Genomic DNA, 19585 nt, shown 5'->3' with positions numbered 1-19585 from the left:
ACCCCGATCGCCGGCGGAGGAGCCTACGCGATCATCTCGCGCTCGCTGGGCCTGGAGGCCGGTGGAGCGATCGGTGTCCCGCTCTACCTGTCACAGACGCTGGCGATCGCCCTGTACGTGTTCGGGTTTCGCGGCGGCTGGCAGTACGTCTTCCCCCACCACCCCGCGCTGGTGGTCGACGTCGTGACGTTCGCGCTGCTCATCGGGATCGCGTCGGTCAGCGCGCGCTGCGTTCCGCGTGCAGTACGCGGTCCTGGCGATGGTGCTGCTGTCGCTGGTCGTCATCGCGCTCGCGGCGCTGCAGGGGTCGATGACGATGTCACCCGAGCTGTGGGGTGACTACCCGGGCGCGCCGGAGGACGGCTTCCGGGGGATCGACTTCTGGGGCGTGTTCGCCGTCTTCTTCCCCGCGACGACCGGCATCATGGCCGGCGTCAACATGTCCGGCGAGCTGGGCGACTCGCGCCGCAGCATCCCGGTGGGCACCCTGTCGGCGATCGGGCTGACGCTGCTGATCTACCTGGCCGTCGCCTACTGGCTGGCACGCTCCGCCAGCCCGGCCGAGCTGGTGTCGGACTACCTGATCGTGCTGGAACGCTCGGCCTGGGCGCCCGGTGTGGTCGCCGGCCTGCTCGGGGCGACGTTCTCGTCCGGGTTGGCCTCCATCGTCGGCGCTCCCCGGATCCTGCAGGCGCTGGGCGACGCTGACCTGCTGCCGCGGTCGGGCTGGTTCGCACAGCGCACTGCCGGCGGCGAGCCCCGCAACGCGCTGATCATGACCGGCGCCATCGCCTTGGGCGCCATCCTGCTGCGCGACCTCAACGTGCTGGCGCCGATCATCACGCTGTTCTTCCTGATCACCTACGGGACGATCAACCTGGTCGTGCTGGTCGAGGAGACGCTGGACCTGCCGACCTTCCGGCCGACCCTGCGCTTCCAGCGCGTCATGCCCCTGTTCGGCGCGGTCGGGTGTATCGTCGCGATGGTGGTCGTCAACGTCGTGTTCACGATCATCGCGTTCGCGGTGGTCATCGGGTTCCTGGTGATCCTGCTCCGCCGCAGGATCGACAGCCCGTTCAGCGACGTGCGCAGCGACATGTTCGCCGCGATCGCCACATGGGCGTCCGAGCGTGCCGTCGCGTCGCGGCAGTCGGCCGAGCGTGGGTGGCGTCCACGGGTGCTCGTGCCGATCGAGGACACCCGCCAGCTCCGGGCGGCGGCCACGTTCCTGCGCGACGTCACGTACCCCAAGGGCAGCGTCAGGATGGTCGGCATGCGCCACAACACCGATCAGTCGCTCGTGGACGGGCTGACCACGGTCAGCCGCAAGCTGCGCAGCGACGAGATCAGCACGACGTGGTCGGTCATCGACGAGGAGACGTTCGAGCATGGCTTCCTGGCGTCGATGCGCGCCACCGGGGACGACCTCGGCCGTTCGAACATCGTGTTCCTGACGTTTCCCGGGAGCGGCGAGGCCGAGCGGCACGCGGCGCAGGTGCTCGAGGAGGCCCGCGAGCAGGAGCTGGGCGTCCTGATGACGTCGACGGTGCACGCCGGCCGCCTGGGTGGGCGCGGCGTGATCAACCTGTGGATCCGCGAGCAGGCGCCGGACTGGACCGTCTCCACCGAGCTGCAGCATTCCCACCTGGCGATCCTGATGGCCTACAAACTGCGCGCGAACTGGGGCGGTGACCTCAACCTCGTGACCGCCGTCGAGGATCCCGACCAGCTGCAGCAGGCCGAGCGCTACCTGCACGGCCTGGCGGATCTCGCGCGGCTGCCCGGCCCGCCCGGGGTGCACGTCATCAACACGGGGTTCGTCGACGCGCTGCCGATCGCGCCCTTCGCCGACCTCAGCATGTTCGCGTTGCCGCCGGACATCGACTTGGCGGTGCTGCGACGCATCATCGACGCGGCGGACACCCCGTGCGCCTTCGTCCGCGACTCGGGTGCCGAGAGCGCATTCGTGTGACGCTCAGGCGCGGGGAGCTGGAGCGCGTGGTTGCGGTCGTGCCGCGGCGCCGTCGTGTCGTGCGCCGCCGCCGCGCCGCAGCCGCTTGTCGTGCAGCTCATCCGCCGAGCGCCGGGAACGGCCGGAGCGCCGTCGCAGCCGCCGCAGCAGACGGTCGATCTCAGCACCGCCGGCGACCGGTTCGGCCCACCGTCCATGCGCCCACAGCAGTCGCGTGTCGGCAGCGCCGAGCCACCGGCTCAACAGGAGGCGCTCGTGCAGCACGACGAATGGGCCGTCGTCGCGGGTCGCGCAGGCGTCCAGGGACAGCCGTGCGGCCATCACCTCGACCTCGTCCGTCACGCAGGTCGCGCTGCCCACCAGCCGCCCATCCTCGACCATGATCACCGCCGCGCGCCCGTCGCCCTCGGTTCGCCACGCCGCCAGCGACACGCCGGTCAGCGACGCGGACGTGCGCTGACGGTGGACTGCGTCGGCCAGCGCCGCCAGGCGGTCCCGGCGCCACCCCGCCTCGCGGTACCGGCCCGCCTGGCTGCGTGCGGTCATCTGTGTCTCCAGGCGCGGCAGCGCACGCCCGGATCCGTCGTGCATCGCTGCGCGCACCTGCGCGACGATCGCGCCGTAGGCGGCGGGGGAGACGTCCCCGGTGCAGGGCGCGGCGCACCGGGCCATCTCGGCCAGGGCACAGGCCGGCGCGCGCGTCCGCGCGCCGATCCGCATGGTGCAGCGGCGCAACGGCAGGGCGTCGTGCAGAGCGTCGCGGATGCGCTCGGCATCGTGTGACGACCGCAGTGGTCCCAGGTAGGTCGCATCGTCGTCGCGGATGGTCCGCACGATCGACAGGCGGGGGAACCGTTCGGTCGTCAGCTTCAGCCATACCGCGCGCTTCGGCGGCTTCGACCGGCGGTTGAACCGCGGGCGCCAGCGGGCGATGGCCCGCAGCTCACGCACCTCGGCCTCGATCGCGGTCGGGCACACGCGGTGGTCGATCCGGGCCGTCTCCCGCAGCAGGCCCCGCACCATCCGCCGCGGGTCGCTGCCGAAGTAGGTGCGGACGCGGGCGCGCAGATCGACCGCCTTGCCGACGTAGAGCACCTCACCGGCTGCCGAACGGAACGCGTAGACGCCGGGCTTCGTCGGCAGCCGGTCCGCGAGGCGGTGCCGCTGGGTGACGGTCGACAGGTCACGGCGCCTGCAGAGCTCGAGCAGGCCGGCGACGGTCGTCACGCCCACACCCGCCGCGCGCTCGAGCAGCGCGTGGAGGACCTCGACCGTGGCCCGCGCATCGGGAAGTGCGCGGTGGGATGGTGTGTGTCGTGTCCGGAAGTGCCGGCTCAGCGTCGCGAGCTTGCAGTTGCGGACCTCGTCGTGGACGAGCCGCCGCGCGAGCGTGGCGGTGCACACGACCGGCAGGTCGATCGGGGGGTAGCCGTGCCGCGTGAGCGCGGTGTCGAGGAACGACACGTCGAAGCGGGCGTTGTGCGCGACGAGCACCGAGCTGCGCAGCAGTTCGAGCAGCATCGGCAGGACGGCGGACATCACCGGCGCATCCGCGACGAGGTGGTCGCTGATCCCGGTCAGCGCCGTGATCGCGCGCGGAATCGCCACTCCAGGGCTGACCAGCGTCGACAGCTCGCCCTCGGGCTCGCCGCCGCGGACGCGGACCGCGCCGACTTCGGTGATCGCGCACGACGCGGGCGACCCGCCGGTCGTCTCGAGATCGACCACGGTGAACGCCACGTCCCGCAGGGGGGCCGTCTCGTCGACGGCGCCACAGTGGGGAAGTGTCGGCGGCATCGCCGTGGAGCATAGACGAACAGGCGTTCGATGCGCCAGTACCGTCGAATCACCGTGCCTCGGGAACGCCCGACCGTGTCCTGCCCCGGGGAGCCGACGTGCTCGGCCCGGACACATCGTCGCCGTCCGCGCCCAGATCGGCGGGGCGCAGGTACATGTGGGGTACCTGCTCGGGGTTGCTCGGGTCGACGGGATAGACGAGGACAGGCATCGATGCGTCGCGCACGACCCGCTGGCTGATCAGCCCCCATCTGGTCGGTTCGAGCAGTGTCGTGCGTGCCGGTTCGCCCATCACGATCAGGTCGACGGACTCGCTCTCGGCGACGTCGACGATGACGCTGGCCACAGCGTCGGACCGCCGGTGGACGGTCGTGCAGGTGATGCCACGGCTGTCAGCGACCTCGCGGAACATCGCCAGCACGTCGGGCTCGTCGCTCTCGTCGTCGATCGACGGGTAGGCGACGTGGACCACTACGACCTCGGCGCCGAGGCTGCCGACCAGGTCGAGCAGGAAGGGCATGCGCGGGACGATGACGGTGCGGTTGCCGACGGGGATCAGCACCTTCCGCAACGTCCGGGTCGCCGACAGCTCGAGCTCGGACTCCGCGCTGGCCCCCGCGTTGCCCGCGTCGCCGGCGGAGCGCAGCACGCGCCGTGCGATCAGCGGACCGGACAGCTCGAAGACCACGATCGATCCGAGGACGACCGGTGACACCTCCGACCCCAGCTCCGGTGCGAACTCGGAGACGAAGGCGGCCAGCGCGATCGCCATGCCTGCGTGGGGGAGCAGGGCCATGCCGGTGCGCATGCCCAGACGCAGCTTGTCCAGGCCCGCTGGCAGCACACCGATCGCCGAGCCGCCTACCTTGCCCACCGCGCGCGCGACGACGTACACGGTTCCGATGAGCCCGACGCTGGCGAGTTCCTCGAGGTGGATGTCGGCCCCTGCGACGATGAAGAAGATCAGGTAGATCGGCGCCTCGAGCGTGCGGATCGCGGCGAAGAAGCGGTCGGCCAGCCATGGCGTGGCGTTTGCGATGAACAGCCCCGCGACCAGGGCCGTGACGACCACCGAGCCGTCGACGGCGATCGCCGCGCCGGTCATGCCCGTGAACATGAGGACCAGAAACAGCAGCAGCTCGCCGGACGTCTCGATCGCCGCCCCGTACGTGCGCAGGATCAGTCCGGCGAGCAGGCCGATGGCGCTCGACGCGACGACGATCTGCGCGAACACCCGCAGCGTCTCGCTCATGCTGGTCGCCTCGCCGGACGCGGCGAGGATGAACGGGAAGGCGACCCCGAACAGCGCGGCAACGGCGACGTTGGTCAGCGCGACGCTCGACAGCAGCACGTCGGTCAGGCGGCCGGCGGCTCGCTCCTGCTTGATCGTGGCCGTGACGGTCAGCACGCCGGTCTCCGCGGCGATCAACCCCAGGACCGCGGCGATCTGGAGCTCGACCCCGACCGCGCGCACGCCGACGAACACCAGTAGGCCCGTCGCAACGATCTGCGCCACGTTGAGCGGCAGCAGCAGGCGCTTCATGCTACGCAGGTCGTCGATGCGCAGCCGGTCGCCCATCAGGAAGATGATCGCGGCCAGGGCGATCTCGGTGAGCAGGTCCAGAACCGGCAGGTTGCCGGCGTTGATCAGCCCGAGCGGGCCGTCGGGCCCGATCAGCACCCCGAGGGCCAGGAAGACGATGATCTCCGGCACGAAGCGTCGCACGATCTTGCTGAGGACGATCGCCAGCCCGCCGAGAGCGGCGACGATGAGCAAGCTTTGGCCCGGCACGCTCTCTCCCGCTCGAAGGGGGACCGCTCGTGGTTGTGCGGTGGACAGGGGTCGGGTGGCAGGTCGGTCTGGCCGTGCGTCGGGTCCGGCGTCCGCGGCGTCGCGGGCCGCTCACTGGGCCGGCCGGCGTCCGCCCGGTCCAGTCGTACGGCTTCGACGCGCCGTACGTCGAAGGTGCAAGCCTAACCGGTCGCCGCGCCGTCCGCGGTCACGAGCCGGTGCAGTGGGTGTCGAAATCACTCCAGCGCGCGCTGACGAGGGTCGTCGTGGACGACGATGGGGGCAGGGTAGTCCTCGCCGACCCTCATCCCGCATCCGGCCGCGACGTCCTCGGGCCTGTCCCACGGGTGGTGGATGTGCGCCTCGGGGACGTCAGCGAGCACTGGTATTGACCGGCGGCCGTACGCCCCGTCGGGATCGAAGCGCTCGCCATGTGTGACGGAGTCGAAGATGCGAAGTACGGCTCCGCATCGATGCCGGTGCCGGCCGCCCACTGCCAGCTGCCGTTGTTGCTGGCCAGGTCGCCGTCAATCAGGTCCCTGAGGAAGTGCCGCTCCCCGATGCGCCAGTCGATCAGCAGGTCCTTGCACAGGAAGCTGGCGACGATCATGCGTGCGCGGGTGTGCATGCAGCCGATGCGGCGGTTCACCCGACCTCGTTCGGCGATCGCGGGGTCCCACACGAACAGCTGCACGATCCGGGTGTCGTCGCCGGCCCCGTCGAGCGTCGCGTGCAGCGTGGGATGGTCGTCGAGCCGCAGGTCGCGGCGGAACCAGACGACGCGGGGTGTCCATGGTGTCCTCAGGTCATCGGACACGGGCCTCGTGGGGCGGGGAGAACCGTAGCCGTCGCCGCGTGGCGACGTGCTACTGTATCGAACAGATGTTCGCTCCTCGGAGGTGTGTGCCATGCGGATCGACTGTGCGGACTGCGCGATGCAGCACACCGTCGCGTGCGACGACTGCATCGTCACCGCGGTGCTCAACCGGGACGAGGACGACGCGGTCGTCCTCGACCTCGAGCAGGCTCGGGCCATCAGAGCGCTGCAGCGCGCCGGTCTGGCCCCGCGCAACCGCTTCCTGCCGCTCGATCGGTCGGTGTCCCGGTGACGGCAGACCTCTGGTCGGGATTGGTCCAGTCCGCACAACCCGCCGGCTGACACAGGTCCCACCGGCGGGCACGCTGGCGGGACATGGCCAGGAACGTGCAGTCCGCGCCCGCAGCAGACGACGCTGCGACGGTGACGCGCGACCGGTTGGCCGGCGGCATCGCGCCATGGGCCGCGGCTGTCACGTCCATCCTGGTGGCCGGCATCGTCGCGGTGATCGCCCGGCCACTCGCTCCTGACCTGGGCCCGGTGCCCGACGCACAGCTGTGGTTCGACGCCGCGCTGCTCCGGCGCATCGCGGCGTACCAGCAGCCGCTGCGCCTAGCGGGGGTGATCGGGACGGCCATCGAGCTGGTGGTGCCCGTGGTGATCGCCGTCACCCCGTGGGGTCGCGCGCTCGTGGCCCGTGTGGTCGACGTCGTCGGTTCCACGCGTGCGGCGCGTGCGGCTGCGGCCGTCGCGGTCGTGGTGGTCGTCGTCACGGCGGCGGCGGGGCTGCCGGTGGATCTGTGGGCGTACGGGCACGCCCGCGCGTTCGGCCTGTCGACCCAGTCGGTGGCCGGGTGGGCCGGCGATCGCGCCATCGAAGTGTCCGTCATGGCGCTCGGGGTCGCGCTCGTGCTCGCCGTCGGCTACGCGCTGGCCCGTCGCTGGCCGCGCCACTGGATCCTGCTCGCTGTTCCGCTCGGCGCGCTGGCGATCGCCGCCACGACGCTGGCTGCGCCGCTGGTCCTGGAGCCTCTGCGCTACGACACGACGCCGTTGCCCGATGGCCCGGTCCGCGAGGCCCTGACTGCCGTGCTCGAGGCCGACGGTGGCACGGACGCCGCGCTGTTGGTCGCCGACGCCAGCCGCAGGACGACCCGGCAGAACGCGTACGTGTCCGGACTCGCCGGGACGCGCCGGATCGTGCTGTTCGACACGCTGCTCGAGCGTCGCCCCGAAGAGATCGCGCTGATCGTCGCGCACGAGCTGGCGCACGAGCGTAACCACGACGTCCTGCGGGGCGTGCTCGCGGGTTCCGCCGGCCTGCTCGTACTGTGCCTGCTCGTCGAGCTGGTCGTGTGCCGGCGGATCCGCCTGGGGCTCCAACGTGAACGCGCCGATCCGTACGCGGCGGGCGTCGTCGTCGCCGTGCTCGTCGTTGCGTTGCTGACCTCGTCGCCGGTCATCGCGTGGACCAGCCGTCGGGCGGAGGCGGCCGCCGACCTGGGGGCGTTGCAGCTCACGGGCGCGTACCGCGACTACTGCGCCGTGCAGCGCGGGCTCGTCGAGCGCAACCTGTCGGACCCCGCCCCGCCCACCTGGGCGCGGCTGTGGTGGTGGAGCCACCCGCCTGCGGCCAGTCGTCTCGAGCTGGCGGCGCGCCTGGGCGGCGACGACGCCTGCCGCCCCTGACCACTGCATGACCCGACCCACCTCGGGGAGCGCCGTCCGTCAGGTTGACCGGGTTGACTCCTCCAAAGTGCGGGGCGGTGCCAGCTCTGTGGATCAGCCCGCCGATGTGACGTTCCGGACAGCCCGGAGCGGCGGGTCAGGCGTCGGCGGTGACCATGCGCAGGTCGTCGGCGAACCGCGCAACGATCGTGTCCCATGACCAGTCAGCCTCCACCCACGCGCGCGCCGCAGCGCCCATCCGCTTCACGGTCCCCGGCGAGCTCAGCAGCGCGATCAGCGCGTCAGCGACCTCGCCGACCTCCGTACCGTCGACCAGCAGGCCGGTCACGCCGTCGTCCAGCGCCTCGGGGCTGCCTCCGCTCCGCCCCGCCAGCACCGGCACGCCGCACGCCTGCGCCTCAAGGAACACGACCCCGAAGCCCTCCTGCTCCAGCCCGCCCCAGCGGCTGCGGTTCGGGTGGGCGAACACCGCGCCCGCGCGGTAGTGCGCCGGCAGGTCCGGCCAGCCCACCCGGCCGGCGAACGTCACCGCCCCGGGTGCATGCCGCCGGGCCAGGTGCTCCAGGCGCCGTCGGTCCCGACCCTCGCCGACGATCAGCAGGCGCACGTCACCGACGGCGTCGCGCACCTGCGGCAGGGCCTGGATCAGGCGGTCCTGGCCCTTGCGTGGCACCAGCCGGCCGACTGCGACGACGACGGGGTTCGCGCCCAGGCCGTGCCGTTCCAGCACGGCGGTCGCGTCGACGCCCGGGTGGAAGTGCGTCAGGTCCACGCCGTTGCGCACGAGGCTGACGGTCGCACCGTCGGGCCCGACAAGATCTCGCAGCACCGCGGCGGTGTATCCACTCACCGCGTGCAGCCCGTCCGCACGGCGCAGGACTGACGCGAACACCTGGCGCAGTCCCGGGACGCGCGCGGGAACCACCAGTTCGGCGCCATGGCAGCACACGACCCACGGCACGCTGGTCGACGGTCCCAGCGGGGTCAGCGGCGCCGGTGCCATGAAGATCACGACCGTCGCGCTGTGCGCGGTAACGGCTGCCTGCAGCGCCCGACGGGTCGCCGGGGTGGGCCACAGGTACCGGCGCGGACCGCGCCACACGGGATAGCCCAGTGCCGCGTCATCGGCGTCGGGGTGGGCCGGCGCGAACACGCCGACGCCGTCGAGGTGCGCCGCGATCTGCGCTACGTACTGCTGGATCCCCCCGACGTCGGGCAGGAAGTCGTTGGTGACCAGCAGCGGGCGCAGCACGGGCGTGGGACCTTCCGGATGAGGTGACAGCGCGTAAGGCTACCGCCGGTTGTCGCGCGCACCCGGCGGGCAGGGTGGTCCGTGACGCGTGGAGCGGAGCAGGGAGCAGGACGGATGTCGGGCATGCCGGAACGATTCGTGGCTTTCGTGGCCACCAGAGACGACGACGAGGTGCGTCGCGATGTGCGCCAGGTCGACAGCGCCGACCTTGCGGACGGCGACGTGGTGATCCGGGTCGCGTGGTCGAGCGTCAACTTCAAGGACGCCCTCGCGACGATCCCCAACGGTCGGGTCGCGCGCATCTCGCCATTGATCCCCGGCATCGACATGGCGGGCACGGTGGTGGAGTCGTCCACGGCCGACCACGCCGTGGGCGACACGGTGCTCGCGCACGGCTACGCACTCGGGGTGTCCCACCATGGTGGGTACGCGCAGTACGCGCGGGTACCCGCCGGGTGGATCGTGCCGCTGGAGGGTCTCTCGGCGAAGGAGGCCATGACGATCGGCACAGCTGGCTTCACCGCCGCCATGTCGGTCCAGCGCATCCAGGAGCACGGCATCACCCCGGATGACGGCCCGGTGCTGGTCACCGGCGCCAGTGGCGGCGTCGGCAGCGTGGGCGTCGATCTGCTGGCCGGCCAGGGCTACGAGGTGGTGGCCAGCACCGGTGACGCCGAGGCGCACGAATGGCTGCGCGACCGCGGTGCCGCGGAGATCATCGACCGGCTCGAGACCGACGACATCCGGCCGCTGGACAAGCAGCGCTGGGCGGCCGCGGTCGACAGCGTGGGCGGCGCAACGCTGGCGGCGATCCTGTCGCAGCTGGCGAACGGTGGGCTCGTCGCGGCCAGCGGCAACACTGCGGGCCTGAAGCTCGAGACAACCGTCGCACCCTTCATCCTGCGTGGCGTCACACTGGCGGGCATCGACTCGGCCAACCACCCGATCGAAGATCGGCGGGCGCTGTGGGCTCGGTTGGCCGACGACCTGCGTCCGCGCCAACTGGACGCCAGCCGGGAGGTCGGCCTCGACGAGCTCGAGGCCACGCTCGACGCGATCCTGCAGGGCGCCATCCGCGGACGCGTGCTCGTCCGCGTCGACCACAGCTGACGGGACCCGCCGACGCGACCGTGCCGTGTGAGCATGTCGATCAGCCGTCGACCACGGGCTGAGCGTCGTCGATCTCCGGTGCGCTCTCCTCGAGCTCGAGCCCAACGGTCTCCGGGAACCACCGGTAGCCCACCGCCGTGACCGCCCCCGTGATGCACACCATCAGCGCGGCCATGGTGAACGAACCCGTGACGTCGCTCAGCGCCCCGAACAGCAGCAGCCCGGTGACCGCCCCCAGCACCCCGGACGCCGCCACCCAGCCCTGCGTGGTCGCGCGGATGCTGGTCGGGAACACCTCCGTCGACAGCGCGCCGAACGCCGGTCCGTACGCCCCCTGGGCGAGGATCCCCGTCCAGAAACCGACGACGAGCCCCACGACCGCGCCGCTGTACGTCACGACCGCCGCGACGGCCATCAGCAGGTGGAACGTGACGCAGGCGACGCGCCTGCCCAGGCGGTCCGATGCCCAGCGGCCGACCAGCAGTCCGACCAGGCCCAGGACGCCCGAGACGATGACCACCCCGGCCATGGTCGCCGGGCTGACGCCGAGCCGCCCCTCCCCGTAGAAGAACAGGTAGGTGTTGTTCGGCCCGGTCACCATGTTGAAGGTGAACGCGAGCGCGGTCAGGAGCAGCAGGCGGCCGCGCAGCCTCGGGTTCACGGTGGACAGGGCGCGCAGCCGTGGCCGCGGGCCGGTGGCGCGCCGCTCTCTCAGCGCGACGAAGCGGTCCGGTTCGCCGAGCATCGGCGCGAGCAGGGGAAGCGTGAGCAGCAGCGGCAGCGCGCACGCGAACACGCCACGGAAGCCGACGCCGAGCAGCTCATTGAGTGGTACGCGCACGATCGACGCGACGCCCGTGCCGATGCCGTAGCCAGCGGCGGCGAGCGCCACTGCGCTGGTCCGGTGCTCGCTGCTGGTCTCCTCGCTGGCGACCACGGAGCCCACAGCGGTCGTGGCGGAGAACAGCGGGCGGCTGGCTCCGACGATGACCACGAACGTCCAGAACGATGGGCTGAGGGCGGCGGTCGCGGTGAGCAGCAGCCCGATGCCGACGCACCACAGCATGACCTGCCGCCGCCCGATCCGGTCCGCCAGGCTGGCGATCGGCAGCGCGGCCAGGCTGGCGGACCGGATGACGGCCAGACCCAGCCCGACCGTCGTCGCCGACAATCCGACCTGCTCGGCCGCGGTCCCGTTGGCTCCGAAGGTCATCGCGACGTCCGACAGCGACGCGGTCGGTGCGAACTGCGCGAACCCGGTCACGGCACCCAGCAGCGCGATGGCCACGATCGTGGGGTGGCGCCACCCGTGCAGGCGCAGGCGTGGCGCGGGCCGTGATCGCATCAGGCTGATCCGAGGGTCGCAGCGGAGCGGTGCCGTGGGTCCCCGGCGGGTACCGGTGGCACTCGATAGGTTGGACCGGTCCGATACTCTATGCATCCGCATGGAGCCAGACGTGTACGCACCGGCCGACGATCGTCAGGTGCTCCTGCCCGGATGACGCGGGCCCGCCAGGGAGCCAGGGTATGACAGGAGCGTGGCAGTCCATGAACTTCTGGCCGGGCAGGCCCTACCCGCTGGGTGCGCACTGGGACGGCACAGGCACGAACTTCGCGCTGTTCAGTGAACACGCGGAGGCGGTGCAGCTGTGCCTGTACGACCGTGACGGCCACGAGTCCTGCATCGAGCTCTCCGAGCCGACGGCGTTCATCTGGCACGGCTACCTGCCCGGCATCGGTCCCGGACAGCGCTACGGGTTCCGCGTCCATGGACCCTACGACCCCGCGAATGGCCACCGCTTCAACGCCAAGAAGCTGCTTGTCGACCCCTACGCCAAGGCGATCGAGGGACGTGTCGACTGGCATCCGTCGGTCTTCGGCTATGACATGGACGCCGATGACACGGTGCCCGACGACCGCGACTCGGCGCCGCACGTGCCCAAGGGCGTGGTGACCAACCCGTTCTTCGACTGGGGCGACGACCGGCACCCCAACACGCCGTGGTTCGAGACGATGATCTACGAGACCCACGTGCGTGGGCTCACGATGCGCCATCCCGACGTGCCGCCGGAGCTGCGCGGCACCTATGCGGGTCTGGGTTCGCCGGTGATCGTGGACTACCTCACGAGCCTCGGGGTCACCGCCGTCGAGCTGCAGCCGGTCCACCGGTTCATCCACGACCACTTCCTCGTGCAGAAGGGCCTGCGCAACTACTGGGGCTACAACTCGATCGGCTTCCTCGCGCCGCACGACGAGTACGCGGCGCGCAGCGGCGACAGCCGCAGCATCTACGAGTTCAAGAGCATGGTGAAGTCGCTGCACGAGGCGGGCCTCGAGGTGATCCTCGACGTCGTCTACAATCACACCGCCGAGGGCAACCACCTCGGTCCGACGTTGTCGCTTCGCGGGATCGACAACGCCTCGTACTACCGGCTGGTCGATGACGACCGCCGCTACTACATGGACTACACCGGCACCGGCAACTCGCTGAACGCCCGGCACCCTCACGTGCTGCAGCTGATCATGGACTCGCTGCGCTACTGGGTCCTCGAGATGCACGTCGACGGGTTCCGCTTCGACCTGGCCTCGACGCTGGCGCGTGAGCTGCACGACGTCGACCGGCTGAGCGCGTTCTTCGACATCATCCAACAGGACCCGGTGATCAGCCAGGTCAAACTGATCGCCGAGCCGTGGGACGTCGGCGAGGGTGGCTACCAGGTCGGCAACTTCCCGACGCTGTGGACCGAGTGGAACGGCACGTACCGCGACGCCGTCCGCGACTTCTGGCGGGGGGAGAGCGACGGGGTCGGCGAGCTCGCGTCACGCATGGCCGGCTCCAGCGACCTGTACGCCCACAACGGTCGGCGGCCGTACGCGTCAATCAACTTCGTCACCGCGCACGACGGCTTCACGCTGCGCGACCTTGTCTCCTACAGCGAGAAGCACAACGACGCCAACCTCGACGACAACGGGTCGGGGGAGGACCACAACCGCTCGTGGAACCACGGGGAGGAGGGCCCGACCGACGACCCCGCGATCGCCGAGCTGCGCCTGCGCCAGCAGCGCAACTTCCTGACCACGCTGTTCATCTCGCAGGGCGTACCGATGCTGCTGGGCGGCGACGAGCTGGGCCGCACGCAGCAGGGCAACAACAACACCTACTGTCAGGACAACGAGCTGGCCTGGTACGACTGGGACGTCGACGAGGAGCAGCGCGATCTGCTGCCGTTCGTCCGACGGCTCATCCGAGTGCGGGCCGACCATCCGGTCTTCCGGCGCCAGCAGTTCTTCCGTGGGGTCACCGAGGGCACCGTCGACCTCGACTGGCTGCGACCCGACGGTGCGGACATGACTGCCGACGACTGGGCGGCCGCCGACCAGCGATCGATCATGTTCTTCCTCAACGGTCAGATGATCCCGACCCCCGACGCGCGGGGCCAGCAGATCCTCGACGACAGCTTCCTCGTGCTGCTCAACGGTGCCGCCGACCAGGTGAAGTTCACGCTGCCCGGAGAGCCGTACGGCCGCCTGTGGGAGCTGGTGATCGACACGGCCGGCCCGGACCGGCGGGGTTCCGCCCACCAGGTGCGGGCGACCGAGCGTCTCGTGCTCGCCGCGCGTTCGATACAGATCCTCCGACGGATGGACGATGCCCGTGAGCGTTGACACCCCTGAGTCGCAGGCGTGGGACGCCCAGGCGTCCCGTGACCGGCGGCGATCCGAGCCGGGTGCCACGTACCGCGTGCAGCTGACCGGCGAACTCGGGTTCGACCAGGTCGCCGAGCACCTCGACTACTTCGCGGCGCTCGGGGTCACTGACCTGTACCTGTCGCCGATCATGCGCGCCCGGTCCGGCAGCATGCACGGCTACGACGTAGTGGACCCCACCCAGGTGTCACCCGCGCTCGGTGGTGAGGCCGCACTGCGGGCGCTGTCCGACGCCGCTGCCACCCGTGGCATCAGGCTGCTCGCCGACATCGTCCCGAACCACCTCGCGACGTCCGACGAGAACCCCATGTGGGAGCAGCTGCTGGCCGAGGGGATGTCGGGTCCGAGCGGGTCACTGTTCGACGTCGACTGGCGCCCGCCCCTGCCGACGGCCGAGGGCAAGGTGATCCTGCCGGTTCTCGGTGACACGTACGGCCAGGTCCTGGTCGCAGGGGAGCTCGAGCTCGTGCGCATCGACGGGGTGTACCGGATGCGCTACCACGACCGGACGTTCCCCCTCCGCCAGGAGACGCTGGAGCTGATCGATGCCCGCGGTGGGAGCCGGGCGTTCTCGGGCATCGCCGGCGTGCTTAACAGCTGGCAGCCGCTGCACAGCCTCCTCGAGCGCCAGCACTACCGGCTGGTCCACTGGCGGATCGGCGACGCCGTCGTCAACTACCGCCGGTTCTTCACGATCAACGACCTCGCCGCGGTCCGCGTCGAGGTCCCGGAGGTGTTCGAACGGACCCACAGCGGGGTCCTCGATCTCGTCCTCGACGGCGTGATCTCGGGTCTGCGGATCGACCACCCTGACGGCCTGCGCGATCCCGAGCGCTACCTGCAGCAACTCCGCAACCGGACGGGCGTGTGGATCGTGGTCGAGAAGGTCCTCTACCCGGGTGAGCGCCTGCCGGGGTGGGGCGTCGCGGGGACCACGGGCTACGACTTCTGCAACGACGTGCTCGGGCTCTACATCGACGCCGACGCACTGCCGGAGCTGCGCGAGATCGACGGGCGGCTCGGTGGCGGACGCCCGTACACCGAGCTCGCGGTCGAGGGCAAGACCGCCGTCCTCGAAGCGGGCCTGCGGGCCGACCTCGACCGCGTGGCACACGGGCTGTGGCGCGTCACACAGCAGCATCCGCAGGTGCGCGACGTGACGCTGGACTGGTGCCGTGCGTTGCTGGCCGGGACGCTCGCGCAGTTCGCCGTGTACCGGTCCTACGTCGACCCCGAGACCGGGGCAGCGCACGAGCGCGACCGCACCCAGATCGCCGGCGCGATCGAACGGGCCCGTGCATCCGACGGTGCGGTGCCCGCAGTGCTGTGGGACTTCGTCGAGGAGCTATTGGCGGGCGAGGTCGGCACGGGTCAGGCGTTGCTGGACGTCATCGCCCGGTTCCAGCAGCTGTGTGCGGCCGTGACCGCGAAGGGCACCGAGGACACCGCGTTCTACCGCTACCGGACCCTGCTCGCGGCCTGCGAGGTCGGCGCGGATCCGTCGCGTCCCGGGCGCACGGTCGAGCAGTTCCAGCAGGCGAACGCCGACCGCGCGGAGCGTGCGCCGCAGACGATGCTGACGACGGCGACACAGGACACCAAGCGCGGCGAGGACCTGCGCCTGCGCATGGCTGCGGTGTCCGAGCTCATCGACCTCTGGCGTGCCGCGGTCGACGCGTGCGAGGAGGTCGACGAGGCCAACGCGTTGCCGGCGCAGTCCCGGTACCTGATCTACCAGACCGTGGTCGGGCTGTGGCCGCTGGAGGGCGATCCCACCGACGAGCACCGCGACCGGCTCGCGGCGTACGTGGTCAAGGGCGAGCGCGAGGCCGGCCTGTACACCAGTTGGACTGATCCCGACGAGACGTTCGAGGACCGGTTGCAGGCGTTCGCGCGCACCCTGCTGGCTGCCGACACGGCCCCGGAGGCACTGCGCACGGTCATCACCCGGGCGGGCGAGATCGGCATGGTGTCGGGCCTCGGCCAGGTCGTGTTGCGCACGCTGTCCCCCGGCGTGCCCGACTGCTACCAGGGCACCGAGACCTGGGACGACTCCCTCGTCGACCCGGACAACCGCCGAACGGTACCGTTCGACGCGCGTCGCGAGCTGCTCGACGGCCTGGCAGACGTCCCGGTCGACGACCTGGTCGCCACGCGGCGCGATGGTCGGATCAAGGCCCTCGTGCTTCACCGTGCCCTGCGCGCCCGTGCGGAGCACCCGACGTGCGTCGGTGTCGGCAGCGGCTACCTCGCCTTGGATGTCAGCGGGGCCTGGGCCGACCACGTCGTCGCGTTCGCGCGGGTGTCATCCGACGCCTCCGACGCGCTGCTGGTCGTCGCGCCACGACTGCCGGGGGCGGTCATGGGCGACACCGACGAGCCACCGGTCGGCGACGTGTGGGGCGACACGACCGTGCGGGTGCCCGGGTTCCTGCAGGGCACCTACCGCGACGCGTTCTCGACCGGATCCGGTGAGATCGGCGACGAGATCGAGGTGTCGTCGTTGCTGGGCAACATGCCCGTCGCCGTGCTCCAGCGGACCGCCGACGACCTCGGCGGATCCGCACCCGGCGACGACGTCGGCGGATCCGCACCCGCCAACGGCGACTGAGCCATGCCACGCGGCGTCGGCCGAACGACTCCGGTCGCCTGCCGCAGCGAATCCTTGCGCTGGCGGCGCTCGCCGCCCTGGTCGCGGCGTGCGCGGGCGCCGCGTCATCGTCGTCTGCCACCGTCGAGCGCACGCCGACCGCGGGTGTCGAACTGTGGGGTAGGCGGGCGACACCCGCCGGACGGGCGCCCGCCGCGTCGTCGATGACGGCCTCCGACGTGCCGCTGCGGGTGCTCGGCGTATCCGACGCCGTCGTGCGCGTGCGGGTGAGCGAACAGGTCGCCGCCGATGAGATCGGCACGCTCGGTCGGGCTCCCGAGGTCGTCCGCCCTGGGCCGGATGGGACGCCAAGGTGGTTTGGATCGGTGGGGGTGCGTTGTGACGCCGACCTTCGTCGTGGACGTCGTCGACGAGCGGCAGCTCGTCCGGGTGCCGGTCGACGACGGTGGCGACGGCCGACCATGCGAGGGCACGGGCATCGGTCGCGCGTTCGATCTGCGACTGGCCGACACCGTCGCCGGCTACGCGGTGGAAGCGGCTTGATCGGGCGCGTGCCCTTCAGCGTGGAGTAGCGGTTGCCTCAGCTCCACCCCAGCTCGTGCAGGCGGTCGTCGTCGATGCCGAAGTGGTGGGCGATCTCGTGCACGACGGTGACGGTCACCTGGTGGCGCACGTCGTCGGCAGTGTCGCAGTGGCGCATGATCGGGCCGCGGAAGATCGTGATGCGATCCGGCAGGCTGCCAGCCGCCCACCACTCGTCGCGCTCGGTCAGCGGCACCCCGATGTAGAGACCGAACAGCTCGGGCTCGTCAGGTGGGCTCTCGTCGTCGATGACGATGGCAACGTTGCTCATGGCCGCGGCGAGCTCGTCCGGCACCGCGTCAAGGCCGTCGGCGACGGCCCGTTCGAACTCCTCGGGTGACATCGCGATCATGCGACGTAGTGTGCCGCCTCGGGCCTCCTACGCGTCGGCAGACGTGAGCAACGCGACCGAACACCGTGGCAGGGCGCAGGCCACGGCGCCGTCCCGGTGCTCCAGCGTCGCCGACGCGTCCGCCCCGCCGTAGGCGGACGCGGTGCTCGACCAGCGCAGCTCCCAGGTACCTTCGACCGGCAGGGTGAGGGTCACCTCCAGGTCGGCGGCGTTCGCCACAACGATGACCGCGGGAGCGCCGTCGGGTCCGTCGCGCAGGACCGCGAGGCGGGTCGGCGTAACGTGCACGGGCCGCACGAGCCGGCGGTCGCCGGTCGCCAACGCCGGCTCGGTCCGACGCAGCGCGAGCAGATCGGACCACAGCTGCCGGCGCGCCCGTCCGTCCTGCGTGGCGGCGACGGTCCGGTCCAGGGTGCTGGACGCGAAGGTCTCAATCACCTGCGGGTCGGGCACCTCGGTGCCGCTGAACGCGCTGAACGCGGCGAACTCCTCGCGCCGGCCCGCCCGGACCGCCTCGGCCAGCCAGTCCTCGCGATGGCTGGAGAAGTACAGGAACGGCCGCGTCTCGCCGTACTCCTCGCCCATGAAGAGCATCGGCACGGTCGGCGACAGGCACAGCAGCGCGATGGCGCAGCGGACCCGGTCGGCATCGACCAGCGTGGTCAGCCGGTCGCCTCGGGCGCGGTTGCCGATCTGGTCGTGGTTCTGGATGCACGCGACGAACCGCCTGCCCGACACGTCGGTCGGCACCCGCGCTCCCACGGTGCGCTGCCGGTACGGCGACCATCGCCCGCCGTACACGAACGCGTCGGTCCACGCCGTCGCGACGTCGGGCAGGCCGGCGTAGTCGGCGTAGTAGCCGTCGTGCTCGTCGGTCACGGTCACGTGCAGCGCGTGGTGCAGGTCGTCGAGCCACTGCGCGGTGAGCCCCCGGCCCCCGCCCGCCCGTGGCGCGACGGTCCGCGGATCCTGCAGGTCCGACTCGGCGATGAGCGCCAGAGGACGGCCCACCTGCTCGGCGAGCCGGTCCACGGACGCCGAGAGCTGCTCCAGGATGTGGGTCGCCGAACCGTCGTGGAGAGCGTGCACGGCGTCGAGCCGCAGCGCGTCGACGTGGAAGTCGGCCAGCCACATGCGCGCGCTGTCGACGATGAACGCACGCACGGCGTCGGCGCCGGCCTCGTCGAGGTTGATCGCCGACCCCCACGGTGTCGAGTGCGCCTCGGTCAGGTACGGGCCGAACTCGGCGTGGTAGCTGCCGCTCGGGCCGAAGTGGTTGTAGACGACGTCGAGGATGACCGCCAGGCCATGGCGGTGGCAGGCGTCGACGAAGGCGGCGAACGCCGCCGGACCGCCGTACGCCTCGTGCACGGCGTACCAGCACACCCCGTCGTAGCCCCATCCGCGCGGCCCGTTGAACGCGGCGACGGGCATGACCTCCACGTGTGTGATGCCCACGGCGGCGAGGTCTGGCAGGTGCTCGGCGGCCGCGGCGAACGTTCCGGCGTCGGTGAACGTGCCGACGTGCAGCTCGTAGACGACGGCGCTGGCCAACGGCGTCGGCTGCCAGTCGTCCTCCGCGGCGGACCAGTCGAACGCACGGTTCACGATCGCCGATGCGGCGTGGACGCCGTCGGGCTGGCGCTGTGATGCGGGGTCGGGTCGCCGGTCACCTCCGTCCAGGCTGAAGGCGTAGCGCCCGTCTCCCGGAGCCGGCAGCCGGCGCGCGAACCAGCCGTGATCACCGCCGGTCAACGCCTCGCGCCGTCCGTCGAGGACGACCTCGACCCGGTCGGCGCGGGGCGCCCAGACGCGGAAGGTAACGGTGCCGTCGTCGTGCACGACCGGACCATGGCGCAGCGGGAGCACGCCGAGATCGGTCACGGGAGCCTCGCGATTCCGT

Annotated in this window: 14 protein-coding genes and 1 pseudogene; 8 read left to right on the top strand and 7 right to left on the bottom strand. The window is 71.3% G+C overall.

Going from position 1 to position 19585, the window contains the following annotated elements:
- Positions 1 to 214 precede the first annotated feature (214 nt).
- A pseudogene (locus VK923_03180) lies at positions 215 to 1069 on the top strand (amino acid permease).
- Between the two features lie 27 nt (positions 1070 to 1096).
- Positions 1097 to 1972, top strand: a complete 876-nt coding sequence (locus tag VK923_03175) for a hypothetical protein (GenBank protein HSJ43669.1) — start codon at positions 1097 to 1099, stop codon at positions 1970 to 1972.
- A gap of 3 nt (positions 1973 to 1975) precedes the next feature.
- On the opposite strand, the gene VK923_03170 is transcribed toward VK923_03175, so the two are convergent.
- The 3 genes from VK923_03170 to VK923_03160 form a co-directional block, all read right to left on the bottom strand.
- Positions 1976 to 3769: a DEDD exonuclease domain-containing protein gene (locus tag VK923_03170; GenBank protein HSJ43668.1), complete on the bottom strand. Its 1794-nt coding sequence runs from the start codon at positions 3767 to 3769 to the stop codon at positions 1976 to 1978.
- 49 nt (positions 3770 to 3818) lie between these two features.
- The gene (locus VK923_03165) at positions 3819 to 5561 is read right to left on the bottom strand and encodes a cation:proton antiporter (GenBank protein ID HSJ43667.1); all 1743 of its coding nucleotides are present in this window, start codon (positions 5559 to 5561) and stop codon (positions 3819 to 3821) included.
- Between the two features lie 304 nt (positions 5562 to 5865).
- Positions 5866 to 6378, bottom strand: a complete 513-nt coding sequence (locus tag VK923_03160) for an FAD-binding domain-containing protein (GenBank protein HSJ43666.1) — start codon at positions 6376 to 6378, stop codon at positions 5866 to 5868.
- A gap of 91 nt (positions 6379 to 6469) precedes the next feature.
- On the opposite strand from VK923_03160, the gene VK923_03155 reads away from it, so the two are divergent.
- Positions 6470 to 6670 (top strand): hypothetical protein, encoded by a 201-nt coding sequence (locus VK923_03155; protein HSJ43665.1) that lies wholly within the window; start codon positions 6470 to 6472, stop codon positions 6668 to 6670.
- Positions 6671 to 6753: 83 nt separating this feature from the next.
- Entirely contained in the window at positions 6754 to 8067 is a 1314-nt protein-coding gene (locus tag VK923_03150; protein HSJ43664.1) for a M48 family metalloprotease, read from the top strand.
- A 136-nt stretch (positions 8068 to 8203) separates the two neighbouring features.
- Here VK923_03150 and VK923_03145 read toward each other — a convergent pair whose 3' ends face one another.
- Complete coding sequence (locus tag VK923_03145) at positions 8204 to 9319, bottom strand: glycosyltransferase family 4 protein (protein ID HSJ43663.1); 1116 nt, start codon at positions 9317 to 9319, stop codon at positions 8204 to 8206.
- Positions 9320 to 9466: 147 nt separating this feature from the next.
- On the opposite strand from VK923_03145, the gene VK923_03140 reads away from it, so the two are divergent.
- Complete coding sequence (locus VK923_03140; protein ID HSJ43662.1) at positions 9467 to 10429, top strand: acryloyl-CoA reductase; 963 nt, start codon at positions 9467 to 9469, stop codon at positions 10427 to 10429.
- Between the two features lie 40 nt (positions 10430 to 10469).
- Here VK923_03140 and VK923_03135 read toward each other — a convergent pair whose 3' ends face one another.
- Complete coding sequence (locus tag VK923_03135; GenBank protein HSJ43661.1) at positions 10470 to 11774, bottom strand: MFS transporter; 1305 nt, start codon at positions 11772 to 11774, stop codon at positions 10470 to 10472.
- 182 nt (positions 11775 to 11956) lie between these two features.
- Between VK923_03135 and glgX the strand changes: the two genes are divergently transcribed.
- The 3 genes from glgX (at position 11957) to VK923_03120 (ending at position 17291) form a co-directional block, all read left to right on the top strand.
- The gene (gene glgX / locus VK923_03130; GenBank protein HSJ43660.1) at positions 11957 to 14095 is read left to right on the top strand and encodes a glycogen debranching protein GlgX; all 2139 of its coding nucleotides are present in this window, start codon (positions 11957 to 11959) and stop codon (positions 14093 to 14095) included.
- Positions 14085 to 16748: a malto-oligosyltrehalose synthase gene (gene treY / locus VK923_03125; GenBank protein ID HSJ43659.1), complete on the top strand. Its 2664-nt coding sequence runs from the start codon at positions 14085 to 14087 to the stop codon at positions 16746 to 16748. Before glgX ends, treY begins: the two co-directional genes overlap by 11 nt.
- 378 nt (positions 16749 to 17126) lie before the next feature.
- A complete protein-coding gene (locus VK923_03120) occupies positions 17127 to 17291 on the top strand; it encodes a hypothetical protein (GenBank protein ID HSJ43658.1) in 165 nt (54 codons plus the stop codon).
- 37 nt (positions 17292 to 17328) lie between these two features.
- On the opposite strand, the gene VK923_03115 is transcribed toward VK923_03120, so the two are convergent.
- Both VK923_03115 and treZ read right to left on the bottom strand, forming a co-directional pair.
- Positions 17329 to 17682, bottom strand: coding sequence for a metallopeptidase family protein (locus VK923_03115; protein ID HSJ43657.1), 354 nt, complete (start codon positions 17680 to 17682; stop codon positions 17329 to 17331).
- A 27-nt stretch (positions 17683 to 17709) separates the two neighbouring features.
- Positions 17710 to 19566, bottom strand: coding sequence for a malto-oligosyltrehalose trehalohydrolase (treZ, locus tag VK923_03110; GenBank protein HSJ43656.1), 1857 nt, complete (start codon positions 19564 to 19566; stop codon positions 17710 to 17712).
- Positions 19567 to 19585: the final 19 nt, after the last annotated feature.

The sequence above is a fragment of the Euzebyales bacterium genome (assembly GCA_035461305.1).
Classification (GTDB): Bacteria; Actinomycetota; Nitriliruptoria; order Euzebyales; family JAHELV01; genus JAHELV01.
The sequence above is the reverse complement of the archived record's forward strand: the minus strand, read 5'-3'. Positions and strand labels throughout refer to the sequence as shown.

Excerpts from the sequence above, each read along its gene's own strand:
- VK923_03170 (HSJ43668.1), bottom strand. The coding sequence starts at position 3,769 with ATGCCGCCGACACTTCCCCACTGTGGCGCCGTCGACGAGACGGCCCCC.
- glgX (HSJ43660.1), top strand. The coding sequence starts at position 11,957 with ATGACAGGAGCGTGGCAGTCCATGAACTTCTGGCCGGGCAGGCCCTAC.
- VK923_03175 (HSJ43669.1), top strand. The coding sequence starts at position 1,097 with ATGTTCGCCGCGATCGCCACATGGGCGTCCGAGCGTGCCGTCGCGTCG.
- VK923_03115 (HSJ43657.1), bottom strand. The coding sequence starts at position 17,682 with ATGATCGCGATGTCACCCGAGGAGTTCGAACGGGCCGTCGCCGACGGC.
- VK923_03135 (HSJ43661.1), bottom strand. The coding sequence starts at position 11,774 with ATGCGATCACGGCCCGCGCCACGCCTGCGCCTGCACGGGTGGCGCCAC.
- VK923_03155 (HSJ43665.1), top strand. The coding sequence starts at position 6,470 with ATGCGGATCGACTGTGCGGACTGCGCGATGCAGCACACCGTCGCGTGC.
- VK923_03150 (HSJ43664.1), top strand. The coding sequence starts at position 6,754 with ATGGCCAGGAACGTGCAGTCCGCGCCCGCAGCAGACGACGCTGCGACG.